General features: G+C 72.5%; 11 protein-coding genes and 1 pseudogene. 7 read left to right on the top strand and 5 right to left on the bottom strand.

Annotated elements, in window-relative coordinates; translation table 11 throughout:
- Positions 1 to 19: 19 nt before the first annotated feature.
- Positions 20 to 1,852 carry an IPT/TIG domain-containing protein gene (locus ACGFYU_RS06040; protein ID WP_393826048.1) on the top strand — a complete coding sequence of 611 codons (1,833 nt, stop codon included), beginning with the start codon at positions 20 to 22 and terminating at the stop codon, positions 1,850 to 1,852.
- Between the two features lie 133 nt (positions 1,853 to 1,985).
- Entirely contained in the window at positions 1,986 to 2,717 is a 732-nt protein-coding gene (locus tag ACGFYU_RS06035) for an SDR family NAD(P)-dependent oxidoreductase (RefSeq protein ID WP_393826047.1), read from the top strand.
- Positions 2,718 to 2,724: 7 nt separating this feature from the next.
- On the opposite strand, the gene ACGFYU_RS06030 is transcribed toward ACGFYU_RS06035, so the two are convergent.
- Positions 2,725 to 3,096 carry a peptidase inhibitor family I36 protein gene (locus ACGFYU_RS06030; protein ID WP_393826046.1) on the bottom strand — a complete coding sequence of 124 codons (372 nt, stop codon included), beginning with the start codon at positions 3,094 to 3,096 and terminating at the stop codon, positions 2,725 to 2,727.
- Positions 3,097 to 3,110: 14 nt separating this feature from the next.
- A complete protein-coding gene (locus ACGFYU_RS06025; RefSeq protein ID WP_393826045.1) occupies positions 3,111 to 3,671 on the bottom strand; it encodes a hypothetical protein in 561 nt (186 codons plus the stop codon).
- Between the two features lie 128 nt (positions 3,672 to 3,799).
- On the opposite strand from ACGFYU_RS06025, the pseudogene ACGFYU_RS06020 reads away from it, so the two are divergent.
- Positions 3,800 to 4,225 (top strand): annotated as a pseudogene (locus ACGFYU_RS06020) (class I SAM-dependent methyltransferase); the annotation flags it as partial.
- A gap of 131 nt (positions 4,226 to 4,356) precedes the next feature.
- On the opposite strand, the gene ACGFYU_RS06015 reads toward ACGFYU_RS06020, so the two are convergent.
- Positions 4,357 to 4,488, bottom strand: a complete 132-nt coding sequence (locus ACGFYU_RS06015) for a hypothetical protein (RefSeq protein WP_393826421.1) — start codon at positions 4,486 to 4,488, stop codon at positions 4,357 to 4,359.
- Between ACGFYU_RS06015 and ACGFYU_RS06010 the strand changes: the two genes are divergently transcribed.
- Positions 4,480 to 4,632, top strand: a complete 153-nt coding sequence (locus tag ACGFYU_RS06010; RefSeq protein WP_393826420.1) for a hypothetical protein — start codon at positions 4,480 to 4,482, stop codon at positions 4,630 to 4,632. The two genes, ACGFYU_RS06015 and ACGFYU_RS06010, sit on opposite strands and share 9 nt — an antisense overlap.
- Here the strand turns inward: ACGFYU_RS06010 and ACGFYU_RS06005 are convergent, their stop codons facing one another.
- Together ACGFYU_RS06005 and ACGFYU_RS06000 are read right to left on the bottom strand one after the other, a co-directional pair.
- Positions 4,633 to 4,998 carry a hypothetical protein gene (locus ACGFYU_RS06005; RefSeq protein WP_393826044.1) on the bottom strand — a complete coding sequence of 122 codons (366 nt, stop codon included), beginning with the start codon at positions 4,996 to 4,998 and terminating at the stop codon, positions 4,633 to 4,635.
- Between the two features lie 116 nt (positions 4,999 to 5,114).
- Positions 5,115 to 6,527, bottom strand: a complete 1,413-nt coding sequence (locus ACGFYU_RS06000) for an aminopeptidase P family protein (protein WP_393826043.1) — start codon at positions 6,525 to 6,527, stop codon at positions 5,115 to 5,117.
- A gap of 150 nt (positions 6,528 to 6,677) precedes the next feature.
- Between ACGFYU_RS06000 and ACGFYU_RS05995 the strand changes: the two genes are divergently transcribed.
- The 3 genes from ACGFYU_RS05995 (at position 6,678) to ACGFYU_RS05985 (ending at position 15,053) form a co-directional block, all read left to right on the top strand.
- The gene (locus ACGFYU_RS05995; protein WP_393826042.1) at positions 6,678 to 7,661 is read left to right on the top strand and encodes a LuxR family transcriptional regulator; all 984 of its coding nucleotides are present in this window, start codon (positions 6,678 to 6,680) and stop codon (positions 7,659 to 7,661) included.
- A gap of 127 nt (positions 7,662 to 7,788) precedes the next feature.
- A complete protein-coding gene (locus ACGFYU_RS05990; RefSeq protein WP_393826041.1) occupies positions 7,789 to 10,383 on the top strand; it encodes a hypothetical protein in 2,595 nt (864 codons plus the stop codon).
- A 23-nt stretch (positions 10,384 to 10,406) separates the two neighbouring features.
- A complete protein-coding gene (locus ACGFYU_RS05985; RefSeq protein WP_393826040.1) occupies positions 10,407 to 15,053 on the top strand; it encodes a DUF6603 domain-containing protein in 4,647 nt (1,548 codons plus the stop codon).
- Positions 15,054 to 15,103: the final 50 nt, after the last annotated feature.

The raw sequence follows: 15,103 nt of genomic DNA, 5'->3' as shown, positions 1-15,103 counted from the left end.
CCGAGAGGGGGAGACTTCGATGTCATCGACTGCCGTGTTGCGCGGGCCAAGACCCTGGTGGCACAACCGCCTGCTGGTGGTGGCCGCGTCGTCCGTGCTGGCCGCGGGCGGCCTGACGGTTCTGGCGGTTCCGGCGGCGGCGGAAGGGGTGTGCGCCGCCCCGGTCGTGGTGGATGCCGTCACCACGATCACCTGCACGGCGGGTGGTTCCGGAAGCCTCACCGTGCCCGACGGCGCGTCCAGCGCCGTGATCACCCTCGAAGGCGCCGGAGGCGGGAACGCCTACGACGGCACGCCGGGCGGCAAGGGTGCGCACCTCGTGGCGACCGTCCCCGCGACTCCCGGGCAGACGTTCAACGTCACCGTCGGCAGACGTGGCGCCAACGCCTCCGCGAACTCGCAGTTCGGCGCGCCCGGGTCCGGCGGTGCCCTCGTCGCGGTGACCACGGCCTCCAACACCCCATTGCTGACGGCGGGTTCGGGCGGCGGCGCGGGCGGACCGGGCATCGGCTCCCCGGCCTTCCCGGGAGCCGCCGGCGGTGACAGCGGCAGCGCGGGCGCCGACGGCAACGGTCTGGTCCCCGACGCGCAGGGCGGTACGGGCGGAGGCCCGGGCACCGACACCGCCGGCGGGGCGGCAGGGAGCGGAGGGCCCGGCACGGACAACGAGGGCGCGAACGGCTCCCCGGGCGCCTACCCGAACGGCTCCGGCGGCTCCGCCGCGCAGGGAGTGTTCAGCCCGACCGGCGCCGGCGGACGCGGCGGAGCCGGGTACGGCGGCGGAGGCCGGGGCGGAGCCGGCGGCCGGTACGGAACCACGGGCGGCGCGGGCGGTGGCGGAGGCGGCGGATCCAGCCTCGTCTCCGGCACGGTGCCCGGCTCGCCGGTCACCCTGACCAACGGGGCCAACGCCGGGGACGGCCGGATCGTGTTCGCCTTCCACCGCGACGCGCCCACGGTCACCGCCATCAGCCCGGACACCGGACTGGCGGCGGGCGGCACGGCGGTGACGGTCACCGGCACGAACCTGGCGGGCGCCGCCATCACCTTCGGCGCGGGCAACCCCGCCACCGGAGTCTCCTGCACCTCGACCTCCTGCACCGCCACCGCACCGGCCGGGACCGGAACGGTCGACGTACAGGCCACCACGCCCGGCGGCACCAGTGCCCCGTCCCCGGCCGACCGTTACACCTACATCCCCGTACCCGTGGTGACCTCACTCAGCCCGTCCGCGGGCACGACGGACGGCGGTACGGTCGTCACGGTGGGCGGCACCGGCCTGAGCGGCGCCACCTCCCTCACCTTCGGCCCCGGCAACCCGGCCGGCGCTCTGTCCTGCACCGCCACCACGTGCACGGCCACCGCACCCGCGCATGCCGCGGGTCCCGTCGACGTGCAGGTCACCACGCCCGGCGGCACCAGCGCCGTGGCCGGCGCGGGCCGGTACACGTACCAGCTCCCGCCCGCCGACATCGACGTGGACCTGACCGCGCAGCCGGGCCTGAGCCTCCTCGTCCCGTACCTCACCTACACCCTGACCGCCCGTAACACCGGCCCCGGTACGGTCACTTCGGCCACGCTCACCGCGACACTGCCGCCGGGCTCGTCCGCCACCGCCGTGTCCCCGGGGTGCACCGCCGTGGGGACCACCGTGACCTGCCTCTACGGCACCATCGCCAGTGGCACTGCTTCCGCCAGGACGTTCCGGGTACCGCTGAGCCTGCTCTCGCTCGGCCGCGTCTCGGTCACCGCCACCCGGACGGCGTCCGCTCCGGCCGACCCCAACGCGCTCAACGACAGCGCGACCGCCACCTGCACGGTCGTCTCCGTCCTCCTGGCCACCTGTCCCTGACCCCTCGGACAGGCCGCGGCCCGGCAAGCCCACCGGCTCGCGGGGCCGCGGCCGTTGCGGGCCTTCGTGAGGGATCCCTTGACTTCGTCCGGCGGCTGCCTGACCCTCAGGGGCCCCACAGTGCGGAGGACGTATGGGACAGCTCGACGGCAAGGTCGCGGTGGTCACCGGCGGTTCGTCCGGCATCGGCCTGGCGATAGCCGCCCGTTTCGTCCAGGAGGGCGCCCGGGTCTTCCTCACCGGCCGACGAGAGGCGGAACTCGCCGCGGCCGCCGACGCATTGGGCAGCTCGGTGATCGCCGTCCCGGGTGACGTGACCCGGGAGGCCGACCTCGCCCGCCTCTACACGGCGGTGGAGGCGGCGGGCAGCCCCGTGGACATCCTGGTGGCCAACGCCGGAGGCAGCCGGCCGGCCGGACTCGCCGACCTCACGCAGGAACAGTTCGACCTGACATCGGACCTCAACTTCAAGGCGACCTTCTTCACCGTCCAGCGCGCCCTCCCCCTCTTCCAGGACGGTGGCTCGATCATCCTGCTCGGCTCGGCAGCCGCCTCCGCCGGGTCCAGGCGCTTCGGCGTGTACGCCGCGACGAAGGCCGCCGTCCGTTCGATGGCCCGCAGCATGGCCCTGGAACTGGCCGGCCGCGGAATCCGCGTCAACACGCTCAGCCCCGGCCCGATCGCCACCGCCTCCCTGGCGCAGGCCCCCGCCGAGGTCGTCCAGGAGGCGACGGCACGCGTTCCCCTCGGCCGCCCCGGCCGCCCCGAGGAGGTCGCCGCCGCCGCACTGTTCCTCGCCTCACAAGAGAGCAGCTACATCACCGGGATCGAACTCTTCGTGGACGGCGGCGCCCGCCAGGTCTGACGGGGCGTCAGCAGTCGGTGGACCAGGTGTGGGAGCTGCCCCGGTCGTTCGCACCCGCGTGGTAGCCGACCTCCTGGCCGGGGGCCAGGCAGAGGGTGACAGCGCCGGTCAGCTCACGGCCGTCGTACACCTTGACGTGGTCTGGCACGCCGGGGCCGGAGACGCCGTGGTTCGCCCAGGAGGAGTCGACATTGGACATGTCGCCCTCCCACCAGCGGTCGTCGCCGCTGTGTTCGATCTTCAGCCCGTCGAAGTTGGCGTCCGTCCAGACGCAGAAGTAGCCGCTCCGGCACTCCGCCGCCTCTGCGGCGGCCGAGGTGGACAGGATCGCGGCGGCGGATACCACGGCGGTCGCGAGGAGGGTGGTGAAGCGCTTCATGCGGGTGGGTTTCCTTACGTTGTGGGTGGGGTCTTGAGAACGGTGGTGGCCTCGGTGAGGGCGTGGGCGCGCAGCCGCTGCCAGTCGGCGATCTCGGCGCGGTGGCGGGCCCTGACCTCGGCGATGTCCCGGTGGGTGTGGGCGGCCTCGGGCCGGAGGTTGTTGACGACGACCGAGGCGCGGAACCAGCCGGGCTGGTCCCCGTACAGCCGCTGCTGGGCGGCGGCCAGGCACCCGTCGGTGTGGGCGCGGACGACGTAACCGGTGGGCAGGGCAACCGACAGCTCGGTCGGACCCGCCCCGAACAGGGCCGCGCTGACCCGCGCGTCGTCGGTACCGGGCTGCCGCCCCGGCCCGCCGCGGGGCGGAACGAGGCCCTGGCGGATCAGGCACGCGTCGGTGAGGCGTTGCGCGGCGGCCTTGATCAGCTCGTCCGGGCCGCTGGCCGGCCCCGCACCTCGGGCGGCGCAGCCCGTCAGGAGCACGCAGGCCAGGGCCAGGGCGGTCGGCAGCCGTCCGGCCCGGCACAAGCGGCGGCGCGTCCGGGCCCCGGGCAGTTCCTTGATCACAGGCATGCTGTCTAGCCGCCGGAGCCGGGCGCGCGACAGGGCGGGGGCGCGGGATCACCCGACCGGGTGCGCGTTTCACCCGGAGAAACGATGCGGCGCGCCCGGCCCTGGCCTCGTAGGTTGGCCACTTGTCGATGGGGGAGGCGCATGACCGTGGAGGACGAGGTCGACATGGCACGCAGCCAGGTGTTCGGCGAGGTGGCCGAGCTCTACGATGCCGCTCGCCCGGGATATTCGGACGCTCTGGTCGCGGAGGTACTGGCGTACGCGGCCCTGGGCGACCGTATACGGCGGTGGAGGTCGGCGCGGGGACCGGCAAGGCCACGGTGCCGTTCGCAGCGGCGGGCACGCCGCTGGTGTGCATCGAGCCCGACCCGCGCATGGCGGAGGCGCTGCGCCGCAACACCGTGAACCATCCGCAGGTGCGGGTTCACGTCGGCGCCTTCGAGGACTGGCAGCCGGACGGCCCCCGCTTCAGGCTGGTCTTCGCCGCCACGTCCTGGCATGGGACGGATCCGGAGCGGCGTTGGGATCTGGCACACGCTGCCCTTGCGCCGGGCGGCGCGGTGGCGTTGTTCTGGAACCCGCAGGGCGTCCGTGACGGGGAATTGCACGCTGCCCTGGCCGGGGTCGACAGCCGCCACGGGATCGCCGGCGCACCGCACGTGAGCCGGCGTCTTCTTACGGCGACCTACGCGGCTGCTGGGCCGGTCAGCCGGGCCGGCCCGAGGACGAGTGCCGCCGCGACGGCCGCTTCACGGATCTGCGTGCGGTCCGGTACCGGCAGGACCAGTACTACGACACCGACCGCTACGTGGGACATCTGGCCTCGCTCTCCCGCTATCGCGTCCTGCCCTCCGACCGGCGCGCACAGGTCCTCGCCGAAACCGCGCAGGTCCTGGATGCCCACGGCGGCGGCATCGCGATGACCCTGTTCAGCGACCTCTTCCTCGCCCGGGTGCGGTGACTAGGCGGACCTGCGGCGCAGGGCCCGGCGGACCCCGTACAGGACCAGGAGCAGCACGATCACGACGATCGCGATGATGACGAGCTTCCCGAAGAACCCGCCCTTCTTCTTGCTCTTCTTGCCCTTCTTGGTGCCGGTGGTTGCCCGGGCCTGGGACGACATCGGCGCGCGCAGCCCGGTTGCCGCGTCGGCACTGACCGCGAGGGCGTCGTGCGGGAGCGCCGCCGCTGCGGGCGCCTGCCGCGCGGCCGGAGTGGCTGCCGCGGTGGTCGCCGCGGGGCCCAGCAGCAGCCCGGCGAGCACGAAGAGCGGTACGAGTGCTGCCGCCGCCGCGGAGCGCTTGCTTGGACTGCTGTTCTTCGTCACTGTCTCTCCTGTTGTCCGATGCCCGGCCGGGCAGGTGGGGTGCCGGGGCGGCCGGGGTCGTGGAGCATCGTCGACGAGTTCGACTGCCCCGGCAAGGGCACGGACTGTTTTTGCCGTCAGCCCGCCACGCGGGCCATCCACGCCTCGACCTCGTCCGACGAGCGCGGCAGACCCGCCGACAGGTTCTCGTGGCCGTCTGCCGTCACCAGCAGGTCGTCCTCGATCCGGACTCCGATGCCGCGCCATTCCCCGGGCACCGTGAGGTCGTCCGGCTGGAAGTACAGGCCGGGCTCCACCGTGAGCACCATGCCCGGCTCCAGCACGCCGTCGACGTACTCCTCGTTGCGGGCCTCGGCGCAGTCGTGGACGTCCAGGCCGAGCATGTGGCCGGTGCCGGCCATGGTGAAGCGGCGCTGCAGACCGAGTTCGTACGCGCGGTCCGCCGGGCCCTCGATGAAGCCCCACTCGACCAGCTTCTCCGCCAGGTACCGTTGCGCCGCCACATGGAAGTCGCGGTACGCGGCCCCCGGCTTCACGGCGGCCATGCCCGCCTCCTGGGCCTCGTACACCGCGTCGTACACCTGTCGCTGCACGGGCGTGAACGTGCCGCTGATCGGCAGGGTGCGGGTGACGTCGGCCGTGTAGAGGGTGTGCGTCTCCACGCCGGCGTCGAGCAGGAGCAGGTCGCCGGGGCGCACCGGTCCGTCGTTGTCGGTCCAGTGCATGATCGTGGCGTGGTCGCCCGCGGCGCAGATCGAGCCGTATCCGACGGAGTTGCCCTCCACCCGCGCGCGGCGGAAGAAGGTGCCCTCGATCCACCGCTCGGAGGACGCGACCGCCCGCGAGAGCTCGCCCATGCAGTCGGTGAAACCGCGAACGGTGGAGTCCACCGCCTTGCGCATCTCGCCGATCTCCCACGCGTCCTTGATGAGGCGGAGCTCGCTCAGAGCCTCCTCGAGTTCGGTGTCGCGCTCCCGGTCGGTGGTGACGGCGGCCTCCAGCGCCGGGTCGACGCCGCGGACGATGCGGGTGGGCGCGTCAGGGGCGGCGGTCAGGTCGCTTGCCGCGGCGCGGACGTCGCGACAGGTCAGTCCGAGCAGCCGCTCGGACTCGGCGAGGGAGGGCCGCCGGCCCATCCACAGCTCGGCGGTGTAGCCGAGCCAGAACTCGTCCGTGTCCCGGCCGTCCCGCGGCAGCTGGTAGCAGTACGCGTCGTGGCCGCCGTCCGGGCGGGGTTCGAGGACGAGCGCGCCGTCGCGGGCCTGGTCCCCGGTCATGTGGACGTAGCCGGAGTACGGGCGGAACGGGTAGGTGTCGTCGTTCGAGCGGGCCTTGAGGCTGCCGGACGGGATCACCAGCCGCTCGCCGGGGAAGCGCGCGGAGAGTGCGGCGCGGCGGCGGGCCGCGTACGGAGCCTGCTCGCCGAGCGGGAGGTCACGCCGCTCGGTGTCGGCCCAGCCCGTCTTCATCAGAGCGGACAGTTCTTCGGAGACCCCCGAGTAGAGGCCGTTCTTCCGACCCTTCGCCACGTCGTGCACCTTCTTCCGGATGGGTTCGACTGCCGCGCGAGGCCTCGGCGACTCCCGGACGGTACTGCGGAACGGCGCGACCAAGGGGCCGAGCCGTGCCAGTGGCACTGATCGGCCACTCCTGTCCCGCGGGCGTCGATAATGCGGTGCATGGCGAACACGAAACTGGGCGAGGCCCTACGGCTGCTGGGGATCGATCCGGTGGCGGGCCGCGTGTACCTGGCACTCCTGGAACTGGCCCCCGCTCCGCTCGGCGCGATCGGGGCGGCGGCCGGACTGGACAGCGCCGGGCTCGCCGCGGCGTACGGCGAGCTGGTCGATGCCGGGCTGGCGAGTGCCGCGGGGGAGGGAGCGGACGTGGTGGCGCCCGTGCCACCCGCCGCGGGCCTGGAGATCCTCGCCCGGCACCGGGCGGCGGAGCTGGAGGAGTCGCGTATCACCGTGGGCGGTGCGTTCGAGTCGTTCCGGCGCCAGCGGCTCGCGGCGTACAACGACAACCTCGTCGAGGTGGTGACCGGTGACGCCATCGGCCCGCGGATGCGCCACGCGTGGGCCAGCGCCCGCGAGCAGATCCGGCAGCTGGACTCGCCGCCGTACTTCCCGCTGGCCGGCGCCACCGACGACGCGCTGGCGACACTCGCCCGCGGCGTGACGCAGCGGGTCGTCTACTCGAAGGCCTCGCTGGAGGTGCCCGGGCAGCTGGAGACGGCCATCGAACCGTGCATCGAGGCGGGCGAGCAGGCCAAGGTGGCGCCGTCGGTGCCGGTCAAGCTGGTGATCATCGACGAGGCGTACGCGCTGGTGTCCCTGTCGATCAGGGAGGCGGACGTGCACAACACGATGCTGGTGGTACAGCCGTGCGGTCTGCTCTCCGCACTGATCGCCCTGTTCGAGCAGACCTGGCAGACGGCCCTGCCCCTGCACGGCCGCGCCACCCGCCCGGCCGGCCTGCCGCCGGCCGACCGCCGCCTGCTCCGCCTCCTCGCCGGAGGCGCGAGCGACGAGGCCATCGCCCGTGAACTGGGCGTCAGCCGCCGCACGTTCTTCCGCCGGCTCCAGATCCTGATGGCCCGCCTGGGCGCCGAGAACCGCTTCCAGATGGCCCTCCAGGCGCAGCGCTGCGGCTGGCTGTGAACGGGGGAGCGAAATGTAGTCATTTTTACCGAATGTCACATCTATGGCATATGCCTTGACTTGCCCCTTCAGGCTCCTGAATGATCAGTGGCGGAGTCGCGCGGGACCACGGGCTGCGAGGGTCGGTATGGCGGATGAGATCGTCGATCTGGTACTTCTTCCGCACTGCGATCTCCACGTCGCTCTCACGGGGGCGCCGCCGCTCACCCTGCGCGTGTTCAGGCGCACGGACAAACCCGGTGTCGTCGAGCCGTACACCCTCACCGAAGTACCGCGCGCCGACTGCACGTATGGGTTCATGGCGCCCTACCAGGACACCGGGCATCGGTTCGACGACGTGCCGACCGTCGATGAGAACGGCGTGGTGCAGCCCAAGGCTCCGGGTGTGTTCCTCTTCCAGCTCGGGGTCGGGGACCTCTACCTGGTCGGCCGGCTCCAGGTGCACCAGCGGCTGGAGAAGTGGTGGTTCGGGAACAACACCCTGACCACCGCCCTCGACCCCGTGTTCGGGCACGCGCTGCCGACCATCTACGCCCGGTTCAGTGACGACAACAACGCCGCGGACCTCATCGGCGACATCAGCGGGCACGGATACGTGACGCTGACCTCGGAGAACCCCCAGCGGGTGGAGATCACTCCGCACGGGCGGCTGCGCGGTCTGGTCGAGACGCCGAAGCCGCAACGGCCGGAGGATCCGCCCGACTTCGTATCCGTCAGCGGGCGGCTCGGCACGCTCCCGGAGCGGAAGGTGCAGGTCGACGTCGCCGACTACCGCAAGGAGCGGTTCGTCCTCAAGGAGCACCAGCTGTGGCAGCACTCGGACGTCGACGACATGCAGAACATCCTGATCCTGGCCGAGGGATTCGAGGGAAGCGCCGCCGACCAGGCCGTCTTCAACGAGGTGGCCCAGAAGACCAAGGCCCAGCTGTTCGGGCAACGCCGCCATGAGCCCTACGGCACCCTCAAGGAGCGGTTCAACGTCTTCAGCGCCTTCCAGGAGTCCTTCGAACGCGGCATCACCTGCGGGAACCGGGTCACCGACACCCTGGATCCGGCACTGCCGAGCGGAACGCTGATCCCGTTCGAGAACACGGTTGGGCCGGTCCGTCCCGGCACCCCGCCCGATCGGCGCCCTTACACCATGGACCAGCTGGTGAGGAGAGTCGGACTGCCGCCGCGCATCGACTCCCGGACCACCGACCCGGTGCACCTGTGGAGCGGCCAGCAACTGCATGACTTCAAACCCGAACGGGTCAGTGCCAAGCTGCTCAAGGCCTGGAAGACACACCGCTCCCTGGGCATCCTCCAGGCCAGGAACAGCTTCTTCGGCGTGATGATGGGCCGCCGGCCGGCGGACCGGATCGTCGGCGCCGAGGGGCCGGTACCGATTCCGGGTTTGGACTCGGTAAGCGACATCATGAAGGCCTTCGTCAAGCGCGTCTACGAGTTCTGGGACACCGGGTCCACCGGGCTCCTGACACTCGACCCGCGCCGGCACCCCCCGGAACTCTTCGGCCCCGGCCGCACCAGTCCGCTGAACTCCGTCCTCACCTACGCGCAGGGACTGGGCTACGTGAACGCGCACCTGCACGTCCACGGCAACATCGGCCACGTCTGGGAGCCGGAGGGCGAAGGACTGCGGCGCAGCAGGGCCCTGATCGCGCTCGTCGCGTACGACTACCAGGGCCGCCCCATCAACACCAACCGCCGCACCATGACCCTCAACACCCTCGGATGGGCCCCCAAGATCTTCTTCCAGTACGACACCACGTCCGACATCGACCCCGCGGTCATGCACCGCACCGTCCCCGCGCCCGACCCCAGGAAGTTCAAGGCCGGCCACATCGTCAACGTCCTCGCCCACGAGTTCGGCCACTCCTTCAACCTGGGGGACGAGTACGAGGAGTTCCCCGACGACGGCGAGGGCAACGAGCCCGGCGACCTGGTCCACGACAACCTCACCCGCCTCGGCCATGTCCGCCTGCACGCCCACCCCGGGCGGGACATCAACCTCGACCTCGTCAAATGGCTGACACTGCCGCGCATGAGGCACTCGGCACGGCTGCTCAAGGACAGCGAGCCCAGCGACAACCCGCCGGGGATCAAAGTGCAGGTCGACCCGGGCCAGCTCGCCGTGTGGCGTGCGCTCCAGAAGGGCGGGCCCCGTGCGAGCAAGGTGTCCCTGCGGGCGTTCAGGATCACCCGGTACGGCGAGCAGCTTCCGCTCTCCGGGGCACTGTTGGAAGGCCTGGACATCGAACCCGTCCAGGGCGACAGCGGAGTCCTCGTCCTGACCGGCCAGGCCGGCGCCCCTGACCTGTTCGGCGCCGGATCAGTGCTCTACGTCCCGCTCAAGGACGGTTCCGGCACGCCCCTCACCGTCGCGGACAACCGTGTCCTGGCGTTCCTGCGGCAGCACCCCGATCCGCTCAACAACAACCTCGACCACAGCGCCCCGAGGGACGATCCCGACACCCCGAAGCGGATCACCGGCCTCGCCGCGAACGAACTCCGCCGTACCCTGGTCGGCATCTTCGAAGGCGGGAACCGCTACGCGGGTGCCCATTACCGGCCCGCCGGAGCCTGCAAGATGCGCAACGGCGGACGCGTCGGGGACGCCGGGTCCTTCTGCTTCGTCTGCATGTGGCTGATCGTCAACCGCATCGACCCGAGCCACCACGCCACGATCAGCCGCAGGTTCTACCCCGGGCGGGGCCGATGAGCCGGCCGGGCACGTTCGAAGTCATGCTCGCCGAGATCGGCCTGGCGCTGGTCCCGCTGAGCTCGGCGCTCACCTCGCCGCAGAGCTGCACCGGGCTGCTGCGGGAGCTCGGCTGGTACGCCCCGGAGATCCCGCAGCCCCTGGCGGCCCTGCGTACCGGCGTGGACACCCTCACCGAGACCCTGCGCGGGCTGGTCGACGGAGGCTTCGGCGCCGACGACGTACCCCGTGTGCTCGGTGCGGTCCAAGCCCTGGTCGGCGGGATCCGGGCCATTGCTTCGGCTCCCGACGAGGCGGTCCCCGAGCACCTGCGCGCGGACGGCTTCAGGGAGCACTTCCCGAAGCAGCTGATCGACCACCTGGTGATCGGCCACCTCCAGCGTCACCGCCCCGCCCTCGGGTTCGCGCTGCGCGCCCTCGGCGTGGTCAAGTCCCGGTACGTGCCCCCCGCCGGGAACCGCCCCGAACACACCCGCCTCACCCTCGACCTGACCGATCTGCCCCGGGTGCTCACCGATCCGGCGGCGGTCCTGAAGGACGCCCACGGCTGGGGTGGGCCCGACTTCGACTACGCGGAGTTCGCCGACCAGATCGACAACCTGCTGCACTCGCTCGGCGCGCACACCGCCAGCGGCTACGCCGAGGACTGGACCGTCCAGTCCGTCCACGGCACCGAGCTCCAGCCGGCCGAGCCGCCGGTGCCCTTCCTGCGCGCCGCCCTGCTGGAGCAGCCCGACGAGAGCGGGGAGGACAGCCACACCGCCGAGATCCGGCTGCTGGAGCTGCCGCCCGACGGCGACCGCCCCGGCGGTCTGGCCCTGCTGCCCTCGTACGAGGGCCGGCTCGGCGTACGGATCCCGCTCGGAGACGACATCGCGCTGACCGTCCGTACCGAGCTCGACCTCCAGGGAGGGGTGGCCCTGCGGTTCCGGCCGGGGCAGCCGATCGAGACCGTGGCAGGGTTCGAAGCCGGGGACGGCACGCCGGTACGGCTCGACGGCGCCCTCGAAGCCGTCGTGGAACGCGCGCGGGCCGACGGCGACCCCGTCCTCCTCGTCGGGTCGGCCGACGGCACCCGGCTCCAGTTCCGCGGCCTCGCCGGCGGCGGCGGAGTGCGCCTGGACTCCGGCGGCACCGACGTCTACGCCGAATTCCATCTGAACGGACTGGAGTTCGTCCTCAGCCCGGGCGACGCCGACGGGTTCGTCGCGAGCGTCCTGCCCCGTGAGGGATTCACCCTCGGCGCGGACCTCACTCTCGCGGTCTCCCACCGCGACGGTTTCTCCTTCCGCGGCAACGCCGCCCTGGAGATCCGGATCCCGACCCGGCTGGAGCTCGGACCCGTCCGTATCCAGGCCCTCAGCATCTGCGCCACGCCCTCCGGCGACGCCCTGCCGGTGGCGCTCGGAGCGACCTTCCGGGCCGCGCTCGGGCCGGTCCAGGCGGTGGTCGAGGACATCGGTCTCACCGCCCGGCTGGCGTTCCGGCCGGACAACGACGGCAACCTCGGCCCGGTCGAAGTGGGCCTCGGGTTCAAACCGCCCAAGGGTGCCGGGCTCTCGGTGGACGCGGGCATCGTCAAGGGCGGCGGCTACCTGTCCTTCGACCCTGACCGCGGCGAGTACGCGGGCGCCCTGGAACTCGACTTCGCCGGGATCGTCGCCCTCAAGGCCGTCGGCCTCATCAGTACCCGGATGCCGGACGGCAGCCGCGGCTTCTCCCTGCTGATGGTCATCGCCGCCGAGTTCGGTGGTGGCGGGATCCAGCTCGGCTTCGGCTTCTCGCTGCTCGCGGTGGGCGGACTGATCGGCCTCAATCGCGGCATGGACCTTCAGGCGCTGGTCGCCGGCGTCCGCTCCGGCGCCATCGAATCGGTGATGTTCCCCAAGGACGTCGTCGCCAACGCGCCACGGATCCTCAGCGATCTGCGCGCCTTCTTCCCTCCCGAAGACGGCACCTTCCTCGTCGGACCCATGGCGAAGATCGGCTGGGGCACCCCCGCGCTGCTGCGGATCTCGCTCGGCATCGTCGTCGAGATCCCGCCCGGCAACATCGCCGTCCTCGGAGTGCTCAGCTGTGTCCTGCCCAGCGAGCAGCTGCCCCTGGTGGTCATCCAGGTCCAGTTCGTCGGCGCCCTGGAGGTCGACAAGTCCCGGCTGTGGTTCTACGCCCACCTCTTCGACTCCCGCATCCTCAGCATCACCATCACCGGCGGGATGGGGCTGCTCGTCTCCTGGGGCGACGACCCCCAACTCGTGCTCAGCGTCGGCGGCTTCCACCCCTCCTTCCGTGCGCCGGAGCTGCCCTTCCCGGTCCCCGAGCGGATCTCGGTGGACATCCTCAACCGGCCGGGCCAGCTGATCCGGATCTCGGGTTACTTCGCCGTCACCAGCAACACCGTCCAGTTCGGTGCCCGGGCCGAACTCCGCCTCGGCTTCGACGACTTCGGCATCGAGGGCGGACTCTCCTTCGACGCGCTGTTCCGGTTCTCGCCGTTCGCCTTCGTCATCTCCATCTCCGCCCACGTCTCCCTCAAGGCTTTCGGCGTCGGCCTGTTCGGCATCTCGCTCGACTTCATCCTGGAAGGCCCCTCGCCCTTCCGCGCCCGCGGCCGCGGCTCCATCTCCCTGCTGTTCTTCGAGATCTCCGCCGACTTCGACATCGAGTGGGGCGAGGCCCACCACACCACCCTGCCGCCCGTCGAGGTCCTCGCCCTGCTGGAGAACGAGGTCCGTCGCACCGAGGGCTGGACCACCCGGCTCCCGGACGGAGGCATCCGTACCCTGGTCACCCTGCGGGACCTGACCTCCGCCGACGGCCTCGTCCTGCACCCGCGTGGCACCCTGTTCGTGGCCCAGCGGGTGGTACCGCTCGACGTACGCGTGGACAAGGTCGGAGCCCAGCAGGCGAGCGACGGACAGCGGTTCCTCATCGAACCGGACCCGAACAGCAAACTCGTCAAGCTCTCCGACACCGGCGAGAAGTTCCCCATGGCCCAGTTCCAGGACATGGACGACGCCGCGAAACTCTCCCGGCCCGCCTACGAGGAGCAGGACGCCGGAGTCGAACTCGCCGCGGTCGAAGGGGTGCTGGACGCGCCCCGGGTCGTGCGGCGCAGCGCCCGCTACGAGGCGATCGTCGTCGACCGGAAGGCGCGGGAGGTCAACCAGACCGTGCCCGCGGCCGGATCCGCGCGGGCGGTGGCCGACGAGCCCGCGCCGCCGCCCGGGCGCAGGCTCGTCAGTGTCAGCCCCGCCGTCTTCGGGCGGCTGCTCGAGGGCAGCAGTACGAGCCGCTCGCCGCTCTCCCGTACCGACGCGAGCCGCCGCCGGCCGTTGCCGCAGGAGCAGACCGTCCGGGCGGCGGGACAGCGGTACGTGGTGGCGCACACCCGCAACAACGCCCAGGCCTTCCCGCCCCAGCTCCCGGACGCCCCGCTGCCCCCCGCCGCCGACTTCCGCAGCCCCGCCGCCGCGGCCGACGCGCTCGCCCGGTGGACCGACTCCGACCCCCGCCTCGCCGGGAGGCTGCACGTCATCCCGGTCTCGGACGCCCGGGAGCGGCCACGGACCCCGGGGACCTGGACGGCGGCGGCCACGCCCGCGCCCGCCGCGGTCTTCGGCGCGGAGCCGGTCCTGCTGGCCGGTGGGGCGGTACTGCTCGCCGGGGGCGCCGACGCCACCGGGGCTCCGGTGGCCACGGCCGGCCTGTTCGACCCGGTGACCACCGCCTGGACCGCGGCCCCGCCGCTGCTCACCGCCCGCCGCGGCCACTGCGCGACCCGGCTCGCCGACGGCCGGGTGCTGGTCGCGGGCGGCTCCGGACCCGCCGGTACCGAGCTGGCCTCCGCCGAGCTCTACGACCCGGTGGCCGGTGGCTGGCGGGCCACGAACGAAGCCCCGCTGGCGGGACGTACCGACCATGCGGCCCTCCCGCTGCCCAAGGGCGGGCTGCTGGTAGCCGGCGGTACCCGGGACGGCCGCACGCTGGCCTCGGCCGAGGTCTACGAGCCGGCCCGCGACCGGTGGCGGGCGGCCGCGCCGATGACCGACGCCCGGTCCGGCCACCGGATGGTGCCGCTGCCCGGGGGCCGGCTGCTGGTCGTCGGCGGCGCCCTGGCCACCGGGGGCGGCACCGTCCCGCTGGCCTACTGCGAGCGCTACGACCCCGACACGGACACCTGGACCCCGGCCGCGAGCCTGCACACCCCCCGGTCCGGACACCAGGCGACCGTCCTGGCGGACGGTCGGATCCTGGTCACCGGCGGCGACCCCGTCCTGCTCCCCGGCAACGGCCGCATCAGCGGGCGCAGCCAGGCCTCCGCGGAGATCTACGATCCGGTCGCCGACACCTGGACACCCGCGGCGGACATGCCGGCCGGACGCGGCCGACACCGGGCGGTGCGCCTGCCCACGGGTGAGGTCCTGGTCGTGGGCGGTACGAGCGGCCCCTCGGCCACCGCCGCCCACCGTAGCGTGCTCCGCTTTCACCCGGCCACCGGCCGGTGGACCGCCACCGGCTCCCTGGACCGGGGCCGTGCGGACTTCGCCGCCCTCGCCCTGGCCGACGGCCGGGTACTGGCGGCCGGTGGCCTGGTCGCCGCCGGCACCGCCGCCCCCGGCCCGGACGGCGCGGTGACCACCGCCGGCACCGAACTCTTCGTCCCGTGAGGGCGAACCATCCTGTGACCCGACCCGGGGCGACGACGGAGGAACCCACC

It is taken from the genome of Streptomyces sp. NPDC048337, from assembly GCF_043201175.1.
GTDB lineage: Bacteria > Actinomycetota > Actinomycetes > Streptomycetales > Streptomycetaceae > Streptomyces.
The sequence above is the reverse complement of the archived record's forward strand: the minus strand, read 5'-3'. Positions and strand labels throughout refer to the sequence as shown.